The following is a 15,441-nucleotide window of genomic DNA, read 5'->3' as shown; positions in this document are numbered from 1 at the left end:
ATTGTAATGGAAGATGAGGATGCGTGCAACCAATTGGGTATTGTACAAGAAGGGCCGCATTGGATATATTAAGAAATGCCGGTTCGATACATATTTTTCCGACTCGAGGTGTTCAAGGTTGAAAAAGCTGTTTTTCCCGCTCTTGGCCGTTTTTTTCGTGCTGAGCGCCATTGCGCATTACGCGCACATGAACACGGTGTTCCAGTTCGTCGTATCGGCGATTGCGGTCGTGTTCGTCGCCGGATTCCTCGGCAAGTCGACCGAGGCCGTCTCCCACTATGCAGGGCAGCGGCTCGGGGGATTTCTGAACGCCACCTTCGGCAATGCGGCGGAGCTCATCATCGCCATCTTCCTCGTCAAGGAAGGCCTGTTCGAAATGGTGAAGGCAAGCCTGACCGGCTCCATCATCGGCAACCTGCTGCTCGTCCTGGGCGCCAGCGCGTTCGCCGGCGGGCTTAAGTTCAAGGAGCAAAAGTTCAACGTCCACTTGGCGGGGCAAAACGCTTCGCTGATGCTGCTCGGCGTGATCGCGCTGTTCGTCCCCGCGATCTTCGTCAAGACCGAGCATATCGGCGACACCGACGCGTTCAGGATGAGCGAGATCGTGTCCGGGCTGCTCATCGTCGCTTATGTCGGATGGCTGATCTATTCGATGATCACGCACAAAAGCTTTTTTGGAGGACCACGCGGACACGCAGGCCGATCACGGCGAAGTCCCTACCTGGTCCAAGAGCCGTTCCATCCTGTTCCTGGTCGTCGCCACCGTGATGGTCGCCTTCGTGAGCGAATGGCTGGTCGGCACGCTTCATACGTTCACTGCCGATTACGGCATGTCCGAACTGTTCGTCGGCGCGTTCATCGTCGCCATCATCGGCAACGCGGCCGAGCACAGCGCGGCGATCATGCTCGCCATGAAAAACAAGATGGGCGCCGCCGTGGAGATCGCGGTAGGCAGCAGCCTGCAGATCGCCTTGTTCGTCGCTCCCGTCCTTGTCTTCGTCAGCTTGCTGTTCACGGAGCAGATGGACTTGATCTTTACCACCGTCGAGATCGCGGCGATCGCCGTGGCGGCGCTGATCACGACCTCGGTATCCCGCGACGGCTCCACGACCTGGTACGAGGGCAAGCTGCTGCTTCTCGTCTACATCATGCTCGGCGTCGCTTTCTACTTTATCTAAGCGCAAAGAGGAAGAAAAGACCTTCGCTCGCGGCTGCTGGCCGCAAGCAAAGGTCTTTTTTTTTTGCGCGGGAGAGTCAGGCCTCGAGCTCCGCCTTCTGTGCCAACGCTTCGTATAACAGAGCCAGGTTGCGCTCCAATTGACTGATCAATTGCTTGCCTTCCGCTTCTTCTACGAGACCCGCCCGTACCGCAAAGTCGACCGCCCGAGAAAAGCCGTACATCTGAGTGTCCAGCACTTCTTCATAGAGCGGGCATTTGCGGGTGGCCAGGTTCTCCATTTGGATGGCGATCAGTTTCTCGATCTTGCCGGCGTCGTCCTGCAGGAGGCGAAGCGCCTTCTCGTTCAGATTCAACATGACATCCGATGAAGCCATTCCCACTCCCCCTGTGCCCATCATGCCGATTCAATTCATACGGCAGAGCCGCCTCTTGTACGCGATATAATGCTTCACTATTCATATTAGACGAAAAGCGGCCCAAGCACAAGGACAGGAACGAGAAAGAAGGCGGCAAGCGCGAGCGCATAACCGCCTCACCCGCTATTTCGCCGGATCGAATAACGCCGAAGAAGAAGCAGCGCTCCGCCCATGCCGACGATCAGCAGAAACGCCATCACCGCTTCGCGCTGAACGAACAACGCGCTCTCCCGCCAGTGTTCCCCGAGGAGCACGCCGAGCAGCTCGAACATACTCGTCCAGGCGAGCGCGCCCAGCGAAGCGTAGAACAGGAACGGTCTGAACGGATGCTTGCCGAGACCGATGAACAAAGCCGTCATATGCCGAACGCCCGGCACGAAGTAACCGACGAGTACGAGGACATGCCCCCATTTGGCAAAACGCTCCTCGTGCCTAGCGAGCTTGTCCGGCGTCAGGCGCAGCAGCGGCCCGAACTTCGTCAGCAGCGGGCGTCCGAGCCATCTGCCGAGCAAATAGCTCAGCGACATTCCGGTCAAGCTCCCCCGTGATCGCCGCCAGCATCGTGAAGCCGAGCTTCAGATGCCCTTGCGCCATCAAATAACCCGCCGCGGTCAGCAGCGCTTCGTCGGGCACCGGGATGCCGATCAAGCCGAGCGCCATCGCAAGAAACAATCCGACGTAGCCGTATTCGAATACGAGCCCAAGCAATGAATCGGTCATGGATCTTCTGCATCTCCTGGTGAGGGCAGCGCGGTGCCCGGATATGTATCGCGAATGCGCAAGGTCCCCTGAAGACAAACACCCCGTCCGAATGGACGGGGGAAGCCGATATGGGCAATGCCTGGCACCGTACGCCCGCAGGCGTCAGTCTACGATCGTGACGTTCAGGCTGTGCTTGGCGAACACTTCGCCGAGCTCCTTCTTCGCCTCGTCCGCATCGGGACCGTGAACGTGAAGCTCATAAGCATGTCCGCCCACAAGCGTGGTGAACAGGCCCAGGATGCTTTTCACGTCGATGTACTTGTTGTCGGCTTGAAGAACGATCGAAGAACGGAACTTGTTCGCAGTTTGTGACAATTCCACGATTGCAGCGTTGTTAGTCAAGGCAATCCCTCCAAGAATTAGGGTTCACGATTTCATTACCCATCATACTCTGTATCGCGGAACGGTGGCAAGGGGTAAACGCTTCATTTCAGGTTGTCCGGATTTAATCCTTCCAGCTCGGGCAGGACGAACAGTCCGTCTTTGCGTATCAGGACGTCGTCGAAATAGATCTCTCCGCCGCCGTATTCGGGACGTTGGATGAGGACGAGATCCCAATGGATGGCCGAGCGATTGCCGTTGTCGCAATCCTCGTAAGCCTGGCCGGGCGTGAAGTGCAGGCTGCCCGCGATTTTCTCGTCGAACAGCGTGTCCTTCATCGGGTGAAGGATGTACGGATTGAAGCCCAGGCTGAACTCGCCGATATATCGGGCGCCTTCGTCGGTGTCGAGCAGCGCGTTGATCCGCTCTTCGTCGTTCGCAGCCGCTTTTACGATTTTTCCGTTTTTGAACGTAAACGTGATATTTTCATAAGCGAATCCGTTATATACGCTTGGCGTATTGTAGGCGATCGTGCCGTTCACCGAATCTCGAATCGGACACGAGTACACCTCGCCGTCCGGTATATTGCGGGCGCCGGCGCATTTTTTCGCGCCGATGCCTCGGATCGAGAAAGTCAGCTCGGTGCCTGGCCCCGTAATCCGTACCTTGTCGGTCTTCTTCATCAGTTCGTGGAGCGGGTCCATCGCCCTGTCCATTTTGGCGTAGTCCAGATTGCAGACGTCGAAATAAAAATCTTCGAAAGCTTCGGTGGAACGTCCCGACAGCTGCGCCATGGAGGCGTTCGGATAGCGGAGCACGACCCACTTCGTATGCTTGACGCGCTGCTCCAGATGGATCGGATGACGGTGCACGCTGTCGAAAAGCGCCATTTTATCCTTCGGGACGTCGGACAGCTCGTTCACGTTGTCACCGGAACGGATGCCTATATAGCCCTGCATGCGCTTCATCCGGTCCATCTCGTAAGCGGCCCACGTCTCGACCATCTCGGGACGCGCATGGCGCAGCAGCTCGCGCGTGACGGAGCGATCCTCGATCTCCACGTGCGGATACCCGCCCCGCTTCGCGACCTCCTCGACGAGCGCCTTGAGCAGCTCGCGCTCCGGTCCGATCATCTCGATCAGCACATGTTCGCCCGGCTGCACGTTAACGGAATATCCGGCCAGGTTGGCCGCCAATTGTTGAATACGCGGGTCGCGCATCGATATGACCTCCGATTGTCTAGTCTTGTGCGTGTAAACATTGTACCACCACGGGTATCGTAATCAAAAATCCCGCCACGCAAAAAAAGGACAAGCGGAGTCACCCCTCCCTTGTCCTCGGCAAAGCATCGCGTTCAGCCGACCATTACGCAGTTGCGGCCCTGATGCTTGGCTTCGTACAGCGCCATGTCCGCGCGGTAAAACAGCGATTCGACGCTGATCCGTTCGTCGCCCGACGACCACTCGGACACGCCGCACGACACCGTGACCTTAGGCGCGGTCTCTTCCTCCACGCGGCTGCGGATCCGCCCGGCCACCTTGAGCGTCTGCTCGAGACTCAGCTGCGGCAAGTAAATGGCGAGCTCCTCGCCGCCCCAACGCGCCGCGATATCGCTCTCCCGGATCGCGCTGCGGATGATGGAGCTGACTTGGATGAGAATGGCGTCGCCGACTTGGTGGCCGTAAGTGTCGTTGATTTTTTTGAAATGGTCGATATCGACGACGATGAGCGAGCCGGATGCATCCTTCTCCTGCTTGCGCTGAATCCGCTCGTTCAAGTAGTGACGCGCATACAGTCCCGTCAGGTTGTCCGTGATGACCATCCGGCGTACCTCCGCGTGCAGCGACGAATTCGACACCGCGAGCCCGATATGCGCGGACAGCACCTGAAGCAGCTTGTAATTTTCGTAGGAAAAATGGTTCGGCTGCCGGTGCGTGACCATGATCGCGCCGATCACTTCGCCGTTCAGCAGCAGCGGCGACGCGATGAGCGAACGCGAGCGCGTCGATTCAATCAGTCTGGATCTCACGGGCGTCGCCGAGTGATAATCCGACAGGATGATCGGCTCCTTGGTCGCCAGCATGACGCCGCAAAAACCGTAATCGATCGTAAAAACGTCGTTGTTCAGTTCGGGCACGTTGGAAGAGATGACGTTGAAATGATTCGACTGCATGTCGAGCTGCAAAATAAAGCAGAAATCCGCGTTAAAGATCGTCATCAGCTCGGACGTCGCGAACTGAATCGTGTCGGACAGCCGCAAACTGCTGTTAAGACGCTGCGTCAGCTCGTTGATGAGGCGCAGCTCGCCGATCAGCACGTTCGCCTGCTCGTGCATCCGCGCCTTCTCGAAGGCCGTCCCCGCCCCGCTCGTAAGCGTCGAGACGAAGCGGAGGTCGAGATCGTCGAACGGCTCGCCCGCCAGATCGAGCTGCAGCACGCCATATACGCCTTGCTTGCCCGCGAGCGGAAAAGCGATTCGGCGAAACTCGCCCGCGCCGTCCTCGCGCCGTTCGCCGTCCATGAACGCTCTCCAGCACAAATCCATGTCCTGGTGATGAAAAGCGAGCGGCTGCACGCGCTCGTTGATGCTGCTGTAATCCTGGGACAAAAAGAGATTCGTCCTGCAGGTCGGATACATCTGTTCAAGGCTGCTGAACACTTCGGCCAGTACGTTTTCCACGTCGATGTGGTCGTTCATTCGCCGCATGATCTCCAACAGCCGGTCCTTGCGCCGGTCCTCTCGGCTCGCTTGGGTTGCCGCATGCAGCTGGTCTTCGACGAACAGATGCTCGAAGCGCCGGTACAGGCAGCTCTTGAAATGAAGGGCCGCAGCCTGCAGCAGCTTGAGCTCCCCCCGCGCCCGCCGCGCCGGCCGGCGCCGAGCATACGATCGCCGCGAACACGAACCCGGTCGAGCGGCTGAAGATCGGGACGGCCAACGTGTCCCGGCTCCTTAGCGCAGGATGCTCGTGCTCCTCCGCGCGCATGAGGGCGGGCCTGCACGATTCGAGCGCCATACCTGCCGCGGTCGGACCCGTCGATTCGCGACGCCACGAGACCGGCAGCCCTTCATTCGCAGCTGCCCCCGAGACGGCGACTTCGGTATAATCGGGATGAAGCAGCACGATCGGCCATCCGGACAGCCACGGAAATCCCTCGCTCTGCTCGATCCAATCGTCGAAGCTTGTTTCCAACAGCAAATGTATGTAAGGAAGATCGGCTTCCGTTAGATCCTGTCCCGCTATCCAAGACGGCAGGTCATCCGCAGCGCGCCTCAGCCCTGTAGCCGCACGAGGATGTCGAACCGAGTCTAAATTTTCCCTTGGCTGAACCATCCCGGACCCTCCTCGCCGCGCTTCTATTATTAACTATACAATGGACTCGTGATTTTTGCACTAGAAAGCGAGCAAATATCGGGACTTGTGTCTTGCGTCTCGACACTTATATATCTTACTTATTTTCCGAAAAAAGCAAGCCCCATTTAAGTTGTCCAGCTGTAAGCTTGCGGACCTTGACATTCGCCTAGTTTTTCTTATAATATCTATAGTTGAACATTGGGCTCATTGTTTGTGTCACCCTCACGAACGGTTCCCTCGGCGGGCAGCGGCTGAACTTCTTGCCGGGAAGAAGAATGGTAGATCCATCTCGACTTTATGGAATGCGTTCGGCGCAACGACAACCCATTTTCAAAAATTCCCTTTTGAAAAAGGAGTCACACATTCATGTCCAGATATACCGGTCCTAAATTTAAACTGAGCCGCCGCCTCGGCATTTCCCTGAGCGGAACCGGCAAAGACCTTAAGCGCGCGTTCCCTCCGGGGCAGCACGGCGCGAACCAACGCCGCAAGATCAGCGGCTACGGCCAGCAATTGCTCGAAAAGCAAAAGCTTCGCCATATGTACGGCCTGAACGAAAAGCAATTCCGCAACCTGTTCGACCGCGCTTCCAAGCTGAAGGGCAAATCGGGCGAAAACTTCATGTTCCTGCTTGAGAGCCGCCTGGACAACCTGGTCTACCGCCTCGGCTGGTCCAACTCCCGCGCAGGCGCGCGCCAACTCGTGTCGCACGGTCACGTGACCGTCAACGGCAAGAAGGTCGACATCGCTTCGTACACGGTACAAGTAGGCGACATCATCGGTCTTCGCGAGCGCAGCCGCGGCCTGAAGGCGATCAAGGAAGCTTCGGATTCCCGTCACCACATCGCCGGCTACCTGGACTTCAACCAAGCCGCTATGGAAGGCAAGTACGTTCGCCTGCCTAGCCGCGAAGAGCTGTCCCAAGATATCGACGAGCAACAAATCGTCGAATTCTACAGCCGCTAATCGTTCTGTCATCGCAAAGGATGCGCTCCGGCCCAGCCGGAGCGTTTTTTTTTAGCGTGGAACTTAGCGGAAGACGCCATGCGCGGTAAGCGCGGACGGACGCAAGGCGAAGCGAAGTCATCATTCGGGCATTCACTCAAACGCAACGAGCCCGTCCGCTGGCGCGGACGGGCTGCTTGACGTTCAAATCGACTGACGGAAAAGTACGATTAAACTTGGCTACGCGTTCGAGCCCTGCGAACCGTCGCTTGGCTGCGACAGAACGACCGGCGCGGGTGCCGGCGCACGCGTCGACGTAGCCGATCCCGGCTTGGTCAGGCGCTGGATGAGCTGTCCGATGTCGATGCCGGATACGTTCTTCAGCATCTCCGGCGCGGTCGCCATGAGCGACGTCACGTAATTGCTGACGCGCGCTGCCCCTTCGCCATGGCCGGTGTCGACGACGGTGAGCTTGTCGATCGCAGAGATCGGCTCCGCCACTTTGCCGGCAAGTTCCGGCAGCATCTTCACGATGATGTCGAGCACGGCCGCCTCTCCGAACTTCTCGAACGCTTGCGCGAGCTTTTCCTTCGCTTCGGCTTCGGCCAGACCGCGCAGCCGCACGACTTCGGCATCGGCCGTACCTTTCGCCCTTGCCGCTTCGGCCTCTGCCAAGCCATTCAGCCGCTTCTGCTCGGCGTTCGCCTTCGCCTCCGCCTCGATGCGATACTTCTGTGCGTCGGCTTCGTTAATTTGCCTGGCCTTGTCGGCTTCGGCCGCCTGAACGACCGCATAGCGGTCCGCGTCCGCCTTCTTCTTCACCTCGGCGTCATACTGCTTTTCGCGACGCAGGATCTCCTTCCCCCTCCAGATCGATCTCCCGCTCCTTGCGTACGATCTCGACCTGCATCTGCTCCTCGACGACGCTCTGCTTCGAACGCGCTTCCTGGATGGAATAGGCCTGGTCCGCTTCGGCCTTCGCCACGTCCGATTCCTTTTTAAACGAAGCGACCTTCAATTCCTTTTCCTTCGTCGCCTCGGCGACGTTCGTATCGCGCAGCAGCTCCGCCTTCTGGCCCTGCTCCTCCGCCGCGGCCTTCTGAATCCGCGAGTCGCGGATCGCTTCGGCTTCGGCGATGTCCGCGTCCCGCTTGACGGCCGCGATCCGCGGCTTGCCGAGCGCCTCCAGATAGCCGTGCTTGTCGCGGACGTCCTTGATCGTGAACGAGACGATTTGCAAGCCCATCTTCTTCAGGTCGCGCGCCGCTTGCCCTTGGACTTCCTGCGCGAAGCGCTCGCGATTACGGTATACTTCCTCGACCGTCATCGTGCCAAGTATGGCGCGCAGATGGCCCTCGAGCACCTCTTGGGCTTCGCTGCGCAGCGCTTCCGTCGGCTTGCCCATGAACTGCTCGGCCGCCGTCGCCACGTCCTCCACCGCGCCGCCGATCTTGATGATCGCGACCGCGTCGGTCAGCACCGGCACGCCTTGCTCCGTGTACACTTCCGGCGTGCTTACGTCGAGCTTGTGCGACAGCAGCGAAAGAAACTGCGCCTGCTGGAAGATCGGTAAAATGAACGCGCCTCCGCCGCGCACGATTTTGATCCGGCGGCCCGATTCGTCCACCGAGACGTTTTTGCTGCCGAGGAACGAACCGGTCACGATCATGGCCAAGTCCGGCGCGACCGTCTTGTACCGCGCCCAAAATGCGAGTCCGAGCACGAGCAGCACGGCGACGACGACGATCGGGATATAAAGCGCTTCATTAATCGATTCCATTTGCATTCTCCTCTACGCACAATAGTATGAATTCAACTTGCTAATCCAGCCGCGATACGCCGAGCACGTCGTCCTTCACCCGCACGACGACGACCTTCGTTCCTTCCGCGAGCGCCTCTTTCTCGAAGCTCTCCGCGATGTGGTTGGCGTTCCCCGCTCCGACACGTACCAGCACTTCGCCGAAGCCGGCGGCTGGAATGGACGTGATGACCTCGGCCCGCTTACCCTCCAAGTCCCGAATCGAGTACGCGACCGAATTTTCGCTGTTCTTCATCGGTCTCACGTATACGAAGTGCATCGCCAGGCCTCCGAGCGCGGCCGCCGCCGCGGCGCAAGCATAAATGCCGCCGGGCTGAAACGCCGAGTAGCGGGCCAGAAGCAGCCCCGCACCGCCGAAAATCGTGATGCCGCCGGCCAGTACGACGGGCTCGAACAGATCGTGAGGGAGAAAATCGAACGCGCCTCCGAGATCGCCGATGAACAGCGTCGCCAAAGCCATAAGTACGCCGAACGCCAAACAGCTCCAGAATAAAATCTCCACGCTTCCCTCTCCTTCTGCGTTAAAATCCGTTATCGTCGACAGTAATACATACGACAAGCATTTCCAAAAGTTTCTCGACAGGCCCCCCGATATTGTCCATCCAGAGAAATAATTGGAAGCGCTCGTCCTATTAACGTCCGCGAATATGCTCGAAAGGAGAAGCGAGAAGTCAAACAATCGCCTATTGTGGTATAATAAATCTGTTTTGTTGAAGGAGGAATACATAAGATGAGCGATACCAAGCAGCCTTCCAAGAAGCCGAAACGTAAAAAACAATCGCCATGGGTCATGGCCGCCAAATTGTTCTCATTTACCATATTGTGGCTGGTCTTCTTTGCGGTGCTGGCAGGCCTGGCAGCGGGCGGGGCTGTAGGCGGATACATCGCGGCGCTGGTCAAGGACGATCCCGTCAGGTCGAGAGCATTAATCGAAGAAAAGATAAACGAGAACAATGCAACCGGTTTCGTCTATTTCCGCGACGGAACGTTGATCGGCCAGCTTCGAACCGAAGAAGACCGGCAGCCGATCACCTACGACAAGATCCCCCCAGGTCATGATCGATTCGGTCCTGTCCATCGAGGACAAAAATTTCTACAATCATGTTGGCGTCGACACCAACGGGTTGTTCCGTGCCGTCAAGCAGCAGCTGTTGAACGAAGACGTTCAGACCGGCGGCAGCACGATCACGCAGCAGCTCGCGCGGCGCGTATTCCTGAGCCTCGACCAGACGCAAAGCCGCAAAGCCAAGGAGATCTTCCTGTCGCTGCGGCTGGAGCGATTTCTCGGCAAAGAAGAGATTCTCACCGCTTATCTGAACAAGATCCCTTACGGCAACGGCGCGTCCGGTTATCAAGTATACGGCATCAAGGCCGCCGCCAAGGGAATATTCGGCATCGAAGACCTGAGCAAGGTCAATCTGGCGCAGGCGGCTTATCTGGCCGGGCTGCCGCAGCGTCCATCCGCCTATTCCGCCTTTACGGGCAAAGGCGACTTTAACGAAGCCAACTTCAAGCGGGCGCTGGCGAGACAGAAGCTCGTCCTCCAGAAAATGCTCGAATACGGCAAAATCGACCAGCAGCAATACGACGAGGCGATCGCCTTCGACGTTTACAGCTCGCTCGCCAAACCCACGGAGAAAGCTTATAACACGTATCCGTATCTGATGCTCGAGGTCGAACGCCAGGCCGCCATGCAGCTCGTACTGCAGCAGAACCCGACGCTGACCATCGACGACCTGAAACACAAAGAAAACGCCTCTCTGATCGAAGACGCGCGCGAGCAACTCCTGCGCGGAGGCTACAAGATTACCACTACCATCGATAAAAAAGTGTACGATACGATGCATGCGGTCGCGGAGGATCCGAAAAACTTCTCGCCGGATAGCAAGACGAAGGGCGTCGAGCAAACGGCCGCCGTCATGCTGGACCATAAAACGGGCGCGATCCTCGGCATGATCGAAGGCCGCGACTTCCACATCGAGCAACTCAACTTCGCCACCCAGATGGAACGGCAGCCCGGTTCGGCCATGAAGCCAATCGGCGCCTATCTGCCGGCGATCGACAAAGGGCTCATCAGCCCGGCCAGCATTTTGGACGACGCGCCGATCATCTTGAAGAACGGCAGCGCCGGCATGCATATCCCGAAAAATTCGAACAATCGATATTCGGGTCTCGTCACGGCCCGCTACGCTTTGAACAACTCGCTCAATATTCCGGCGCTCAAGGTGTTCCTCGACAAGGTCACGATCAAGGGAGCCTGGGACTTCGCGCGGCAGCTGGGCATCACGACGCTCGTTCCGGAAGACGATTATGCGCAGACCGGCGTCATCGGCGGACTTAAGTATGGCGTGACGGTCGAGGAGCTGACCAACGCGTACGGCGCCATTGCGAACAAAGGCGTATTCAACGATGCGTACCTGATCGAAAAAATGAAAGATTCTTACGGCAACATCATCTACGAGCACAAAGCGGCGCCCAAGCGCGTCGTATCAGAGCAATCCGCCTACTTGATGACCGACATGCTGCGTACGGTCGTCACGGACGGAACGGCCAAATCGGTCAAAAACGGCTTTAAAAACTACGGCAAGATCCCGATCGTCGGCAAGACGGGAACGACGCAAAACTACGCGGACGTCTGGTTCGAGGGCTTCACGCCGGATATTACACTCGGTGTCTGGGCCGGCTACGAAAAGTCGGTTAACACGCTCTCCACCGACGGACATGCGCGCGCCAGAGAGATTTGGACCAAGGTCATGAACGAAGTGACCGAAGCCAGGCCCGAGCTTTTCCCGACCAAAGCATTCGAAAAGCCGGACGGCATCGTCTCGATGACGGTATCCAGCGTCAGCGGCAAGCTGCCGACCGAGCTGACCCGGTCCGCGGGCAAGCTCGTAACGGATATTTTCAACAAAAAGTACATTCCGACGGAGGAAGACGACGCGCTCGTCGCCGTCAAGTACATCTCCTACAACGGCGTGAACTATATACCTTCGCCGGAGACGCCGGAAGACATGCTCCGCGAATCGGTCATGACGAAGCGGGAGAAGCCGCTCGACGAGCTCATCGAGGAGCTGAAGGCCGCGCTCGACAAGGTTCCGGCTTCAAGCCGGAAGCCGCTGTCCTATTATTTGCCGAAGGATGCGTCCGGCGGCGCGCCGTCGAAGCCGGATCCGCGCGTCGACGACGGCTCGGCGCCGAGCGCGCCGGGCAATATCGCAGTCGAACAGCTCGGCGGCGGCAAAGCGCGCATCTCCTTCACCAAAAGTCCGCAAGCGGACGTCGTCGGCTACCGTCTCTACCGTTCGGTAAACGGCGGCTCGTACGTTAAGACCGGCAACTCCGTGCTGACGGGCGAAGATACCCGTTTCATCGATTATTCGTCCTCCGGCAGCGTCCGGTATGCAGTCACGGCCGTCGACGTGGCAGGCAACGAATCCAGACGCAGCGAATCCGCTTCTTCCGGAGGCGACGGAAGCGACGGAGGCGGCGATACCGCGCCACCTGATCAAGAATTCCCGCCGATGGGCGGCGGAGACGCCGGCGGCCAGACCGATCCGGTCACGGACGGCGGCGCGCCGTCGAACGATCCCGGTCAGGCGCAGCCTCCTGCGCCTGCAGCGCCGTCCGCGCCGAGCGGTCTCGCCGCTCAGCCTTCGGCCGGCGGCGCTTTGCTCAGCTGGAACGCCAATCCCGACAGCGATAAAGTCACGCGCTACGAGGTGTGGTACAGCGCCAGCGAGCAAGGCAATTACCGGCGCGTCGAGTCAACGCAGTCGACCCAATACGAGGTGTCCGGCACTAACACGGCCGGGTGGTATCGCGTGCGAGCCGTCAACGATACCGGCGCCTCCGATGCCTCGCCATCCGTAGAGGTCAAAAATAGCTGACCTTCTGCAAATTAAAAAAAGAACGCTTCGGCCTCTTCAGCTGAAGCGTTCTTTTTTCGTACATCAAATGAAAGGCCGCCCTCTCGGAGAATCGCTTCTCCGGAAGAGCAGCCGCATTGTCTTCAATCTTCGATCGTGGACAGATCGCCGGTCGGCAGATTCAGTTCCCAAGCCTTAAGGACGCGTCGCATGATCTTGCCGCTGCGGGTCTTCGGCAGCTTGTCCTTGAACTCGATCTCGCGCGGAGCGGCATGCGCGGACAGACCGACCTTGACGAACTTCGAGATGTCCGCCTTCAGTTCCTCGGAAGGCTCGAAGCCTTCGCGCAGCGAGATGAAAGCCTTGATGATCTCGCCGCGGAGCGGATCCGGCTTGCCGATAACGCCCGCTTCGGCAACGGCCGGATGCTCGACCAGCTTGCTCTCCACCTCGAACGGGCCGACGCGCTCGCCCGACGTGTTGATGACGTCGTCGATTCGGCCCTGGAACCAGAAGTAGCCCTCTTGGTCCATGTACGCGGAGTCGCCGGACACGTACCAGCCCGGAATCCGGAAGTATTCTTCGTACTTCGCCGGATTGTTCCAGATCTTGCGCATCATCGAAGGCCACGGCGTGCGAATCGCCAGGTTGCCCATCCGCATCGGCGGCAGCTCGTTGCCCTGGTCGTCGATGATAGCCGCTTGAACGCCGGGGATCGGCCGGCCCATGGATCCCGGTTTGATCTCCATGCTCGGATAATTGCAAATGAGCTGGCCGCCCGTCTCCGTCATCCACCACGTATCGTGGATGCGCTGGTTGTACACCTTGAGGCCCCAACGGACGACTTCGGGGTTCAGCGGCTCGCCGACGCTAAGCACATGGCGCAGGTTCGACAGATCGAACGGGCTGACCGCGTCGTCGCCCGCGCCCATCAGCATGCGGAAGGCGGTCGGCGCGCTGTACCACACGGTAACCTTGTACTTCTCGAGGGTGGAATACCAGTCCTGCGGGCTGAAGCGTCCGCCGCGAATAACGTTCGTCACGCCGTTCAGCCATGGCGCGAACACGCCGTAGGACGTGCCGGTAACCCAGCCCGGGTCGGCCGTACACCAGTAAACGTCGCCTTCCTTCAGGTCTAGCACGATACGTCCGGTATAATAATGCTGGATCATAGCGTTTTGCACGTGATAGACGCCCTTCGGCTTGCCCGTGGAGCCCGACGTATAATGCAGGATCATGCCGTCTTCGCGTCCAAGCCATTCGATCTCGGCCGTCTCCGACGCCTTTTCCATCTCTGCCTTGAAGTCAACGACGCCATCGCCGGCCGCGACGTCATCGCCGAACACGATCAGATGCTTCAGCTCCGGCAGCTCCGCGCGCGAGATGCGGGGCAACAACGCCGGCGTCGTCACGATCGCCACGGCGCCGCTGTCTTGCAGGCGGTCCCGGACGGCCGTCTCCATGAACGCTTCGAACAACGGTCCGACGACGGCGCCGATCTTCAGCGCGCCGAGGAGCGCGAAGTACAGCTCCGGCGTGCGCGGCATAAAGATGAAGACGCGGTCGCCCTTGGCAATGCCGAGCCCGCGAAGCACGTTCGCGAAGCGCGCGGACTGTCTCGAGAGGTCGGCGTACGTATAGCTCTCGTCCCGCTGAGCGTCGCTATAGTGCAAAGCGACCGTATCGCCCCTGCCTTCCTCGACATGGCGGTCAATCGCCTCGTACGCCATATTGACCTTCCCGGTCTTGGACCAGGAAAAATGATTTTCGATGTTCTCCCAATTAAAGTTGCGCACCGCGTCCTCATAAGAACCGAGATTTGCGGTTGTCGCCGTTACGGCCAATTTTTCATCCTGACTTAACGTCATTACCGATCACCTTCCCGTTGATTTGCTGCAAACCCGATGCTAAGTATACGAATGCGCTTACACGAAGAACAAAGCCCTTTGGGCTTGCTTTTGCCATTATACCATGCGTCCGACATACCAACGCAACCGAAGGAGGGAAATTTTCTCCAAGACGAGGGCAACAATGGCAAAAAAACGCGCGATATCGGCTTACCTGTATAATGCTGTATAATAAGAATCGTCGAAGTCCGTCGCGCAAGACGTATTCGATTCGGCAAAAGGAGCGTGCGGCATGGAACATTACAAGCGCTATCAGCGCGTCCAGAAGCCCGGGCGGACGGTTCCGCTCGTTATCGAGGGCCCGGTCGAGCCGGCGCGGCTGAAAGGCTACCGGCTCCACGACAAGCTCGACGCCTTCCGAAGGCCGCGAGAGCAGCATGAGGCGCTCGTCGAGATCGCGGGTCTGCCCGAAGGCCGGGTCATCATCGCCCGCGAGGAAGACACGATCGTAGGCTATGTCACCTTCCACTATCCCGATGAGCTCGAGCGCTGGTCCGAAGGCGGCATGGACGATCTGATCGAGCTTGGCGCTATCGAAGTGGCCGACGAGTACCGGTCGCTCGGCCTCGGCAAAGCGATGATCGTCGCGGCGTTCGCGGAGGAGCAACTGGACAACGCGATCGTGTATACGACCGAATATTATTGGCACTGGGACTTGGAAAAAAGCGGTTTAAACGTCTGGCAGTACCGCGAGATGATGGAAAAATTAATGAAGTCCGTCGGCATGGTGTGGTTCGCCACGGACGATCCCGAGATTTGCGCGCATCCGGCGAACTGCTTGATGGTGCGCATCGGCAAGGACGTGCCGCTGTCGTCGGCCGAGCAGTTCGACCGCGTGAGATTCCGTCAGCGGTTCATGTATTGACGAA

General features: G+C 58.6%; 11 protein-coding genes and 3 pseudogenes. 4 read left to right on the top strand and 10 right to left on the bottom strand.

Going from position 1 to position 15,441, the window contains the following annotated elements:
- Positions 1 to 118: 118 nt before the first annotated feature.
- Positions 119 to 1,178: pseudogene (gene cax, locus OMP38_RS22895) on the top strand (calcium/proton exchanger).
- A 76-nt stretch (positions 1,179 to 1,254) separates the two neighbouring features.
- Here the strand turns inward: cax and OMP38_RS22890 are convergent.
- The 7 genes from OMP38_RS22890 to OMP38_RS22860 all read right to left on the bottom strand — a co-directional run bounded on the left by OMP38_RS22890 (position 1,255) and on the right by OMP38_RS22860 (position 6,014).
- Positions 1,255 to 1,554, bottom strand: a complete 300-nt coding sequence (locus tag OMP38_RS22890; protein WP_277567166.1) for an Fpa/YlaN family protein — start codon at positions 1,552 to 1,554, stop codon at positions 1,255 to 1,257.
- A 158-nt stretch (positions 1,555 to 1,712) separates the two neighbouring features.
- The gene (locus OMP38_RS22885) at positions 1,713 to 2,123 is read right to left on the bottom strand and encodes a DedA family protein (RefSeq protein WP_277567165.1); all 411 of its coding nucleotides are present in this window, start codon (positions 2,121 to 2,123) and stop codon (positions 1,713 to 1,715) included.
- The gene (locus tag OMP38_RS22880) at positions 2,029 to 2,316 is read right to left on the bottom strand and encodes a DedA family protein (protein ID WP_277567164.1); all 288 of its coding nucleotides are present in this window, start codon (positions 2,314 to 2,316) and stop codon (positions 2,029 to 2,031) included. The genes OMP38_RS22885 and OMP38_RS22880 overlap by 95 nt, the downstream gene beginning before the upstream one ends.
- A 144-nt stretch (positions 2,317 to 2,460) precedes the next feature.
- Positions 2,461 to 2,700 (bottom strand): HPr family phosphocarrier protein, encoded by a 240-nt coding sequence (locus OMP38_RS22875; RefSeq protein ID WP_271749424.1) that lies wholly within the window; start codon positions 2,698 to 2,700, stop codon positions 2,461 to 2,463.
- Positions 2,701 to 2,783: 83 nt separating this feature from the next.
- Positions 2,784 to 3,899, bottom strand: a complete 1,116-nt coding sequence (locus tag OMP38_RS22870) for an aminopeptidase (RefSeq protein WP_277567163.1) — start codon at positions 3,897 to 3,899, stop codon at positions 2,784 to 2,786.
- Between the two features lie 134 nt (positions 3,900 to 4,033).
- Positions 4,034 to 5,377: a GGDEF domain-containing protein gene (locus tag OMP38_RS22865; RefSeq protein ID WP_277567162.1), complete on the bottom strand. Its 1,344-nt coding sequence runs from the start codon at positions 5,375 to 5,377 to the stop codon at positions 4,034 to 4,036.
- A complete protein-coding gene (locus OMP38_RS22860) occupies positions 5,322 to 6,014 on the bottom strand; it encodes a hypothetical protein (RefSeq protein WP_277567161.1) in 693 nt (230 codons plus the stop codon). The genes OMP38_RS22865 and OMP38_RS22860 overlap by 56 nt, the downstream gene beginning before the upstream one ends.
- A gap of 387 nt (positions 6,015 to 6,401) precedes the next feature.
- Between OMP38_RS22860 and rpsD the strand changes: the two genes are divergently transcribed.
- Complete coding sequence (gene rpsD / locus OMP38_RS22855) at positions 6,402 to 7,001, top strand: 30S ribosomal protein S4 (protein ID WP_277567160.1); 600 nt, start codon at positions 6,402 to 6,404, stop codon at positions 6,999 to 7,001.
- Between the two features lie 219 nt (positions 7,002 to 7,220).
- Here rpsD and OMP38_RS22850 read toward each other — a convergent pair.
- Positions 7,221 to 8,760 (bottom strand): annotated as a pseudogene (locus OMP38_RS22850) (flotillin family protein).
- Between the two features lie 40 nt (positions 8,761 to 8,800).
- Positions 8,801 to 9,301 carry an NfeD family membrane protein gene (locus OMP38_RS22845; RefSeq protein WP_277567159.1) on the bottom strand — a complete coding sequence of 167 codons (501 nt, stop codon included), beginning with the start codon at positions 9,299 to 9,301 and terminating at the stop codon, positions 8,801 to 8,803.
- A gap of 228 nt (positions 9,302 to 9,529) precedes the next feature.
- On the opposite strand from OMP38_RS22845, the pseudogene OMP38_RS22840 reads away from it, so the two are divergent.
- Positions 9,530 to 12,686 (top strand): annotated as a pseudogene (locus OMP38_RS22840) (transglycosylase domain-containing protein).
- A 122-nt stretch (positions 12,687 to 12,808) separates the two neighbouring features.
- Here OMP38_RS22840 and acsA read toward each other — a convergent pair.
- Positions 12,809 to 14,533: an acetate--CoA ligase gene (acsA, locus tag OMP38_RS22835; RefSeq protein WP_277567158.1), complete on the bottom strand. Its 1,725-nt coding sequence runs from the start codon at positions 14,531 to 14,533 to the stop codon at positions 12,809 to 12,811.
- A 271-nt stretch (positions 14,534 to 14,804) separates the two neighbouring features.
- Here acsA and OMP38_RS22830 point away from each other — a divergent pair, with 271 nt between their 5' ends.
- A complete protein-coding gene (locus OMP38_RS22830; RefSeq protein WP_277567157.1) occupies positions 14,805 to 15,437 on the top strand; it encodes a GNAT family N-acetyltransferase in 633 nt (210 codons plus the stop codon).
- The last annotated feature ends 4 nt before the right edge of the window (positions 15,438 to 15,441 follow it).

The sequence above is a fragment of the Cohnella ginsengisoli genome (assembly GCF_029525555.1).
In the GTDB taxonomy this organism is placed as follows: Bacteria; Bacillota; Bacilli; order Paenibacillales; family Paenibacillaceae; genus Cohnella; species Cohnella ginsengisoli.
This window is presented reverse-complemented; position numbering and strand designations above follow the sequence as displayed.

Bases quoted from the DNA above. Each gene is read 5' to 3' on its own strand.
- OMP38_RS22890 (WP_277567166.1), bottom strand. From the start codon at position 1,554: ATGGCTTCATCGGATGTCATGTTGAATCTGAACGAGAAGGCGCTTCGC.
- OMP38_RS22880 (WP_277567164.1), bottom strand. From the start codon at position 2,316: ATGACCGATTCATTGCTTGGGCTCGTATTCGAATACGGCTACGTCGGA.
- OMP38_RS22860 (WP_277567161.1), bottom strand. From the start codon at position 6,014: ATGGTTCAGCCAAGGGAAAATTTAGACTCGGTTCGACATCCTCGTGCG.
- OMP38_RS22870 (WP_277567163.1), bottom strand. From the start codon at position 3,899: ATGCGCGACCCGCGTATTCAACAATTGGCGGCCAACCTGGCCGGATAT.
- acsA (WP_277567158.1), bottom strand. From the start codon at position 14,533: ATGACGTTAAGTCAGGATGAAAAATTGGCCGTAACGGCGACAACCGCA.
- OMP38_RS22885 (WP_277567165.1), bottom strand. From the start codon at position 2,123: ATGTCGCTGAGCTATTTGCTCGGCAGATGGCTCGGACGCCCGCTGCTG.
- OMP38_RS22865 (WP_277567162.1), bottom strand. From the start codon at position 5,377: ATGAACGACCACATCGACGTGGAAAACGTACTGGCCGAAGTGTTCAGC.
- OMP38_RS22830 (WP_277567157.1), top strand. From the start codon at position 14,805: ATGGAACATTACAAGCGCTATCAGCGCGTCCAGAAGCCCGGGCGGACG.
- rpsD (WP_277567160.1), top strand. From the start codon at position 6,402: ATGTCCAGATATACCGGTCCTAAATTTAAACTGAGCCGCCGCCTCGGC.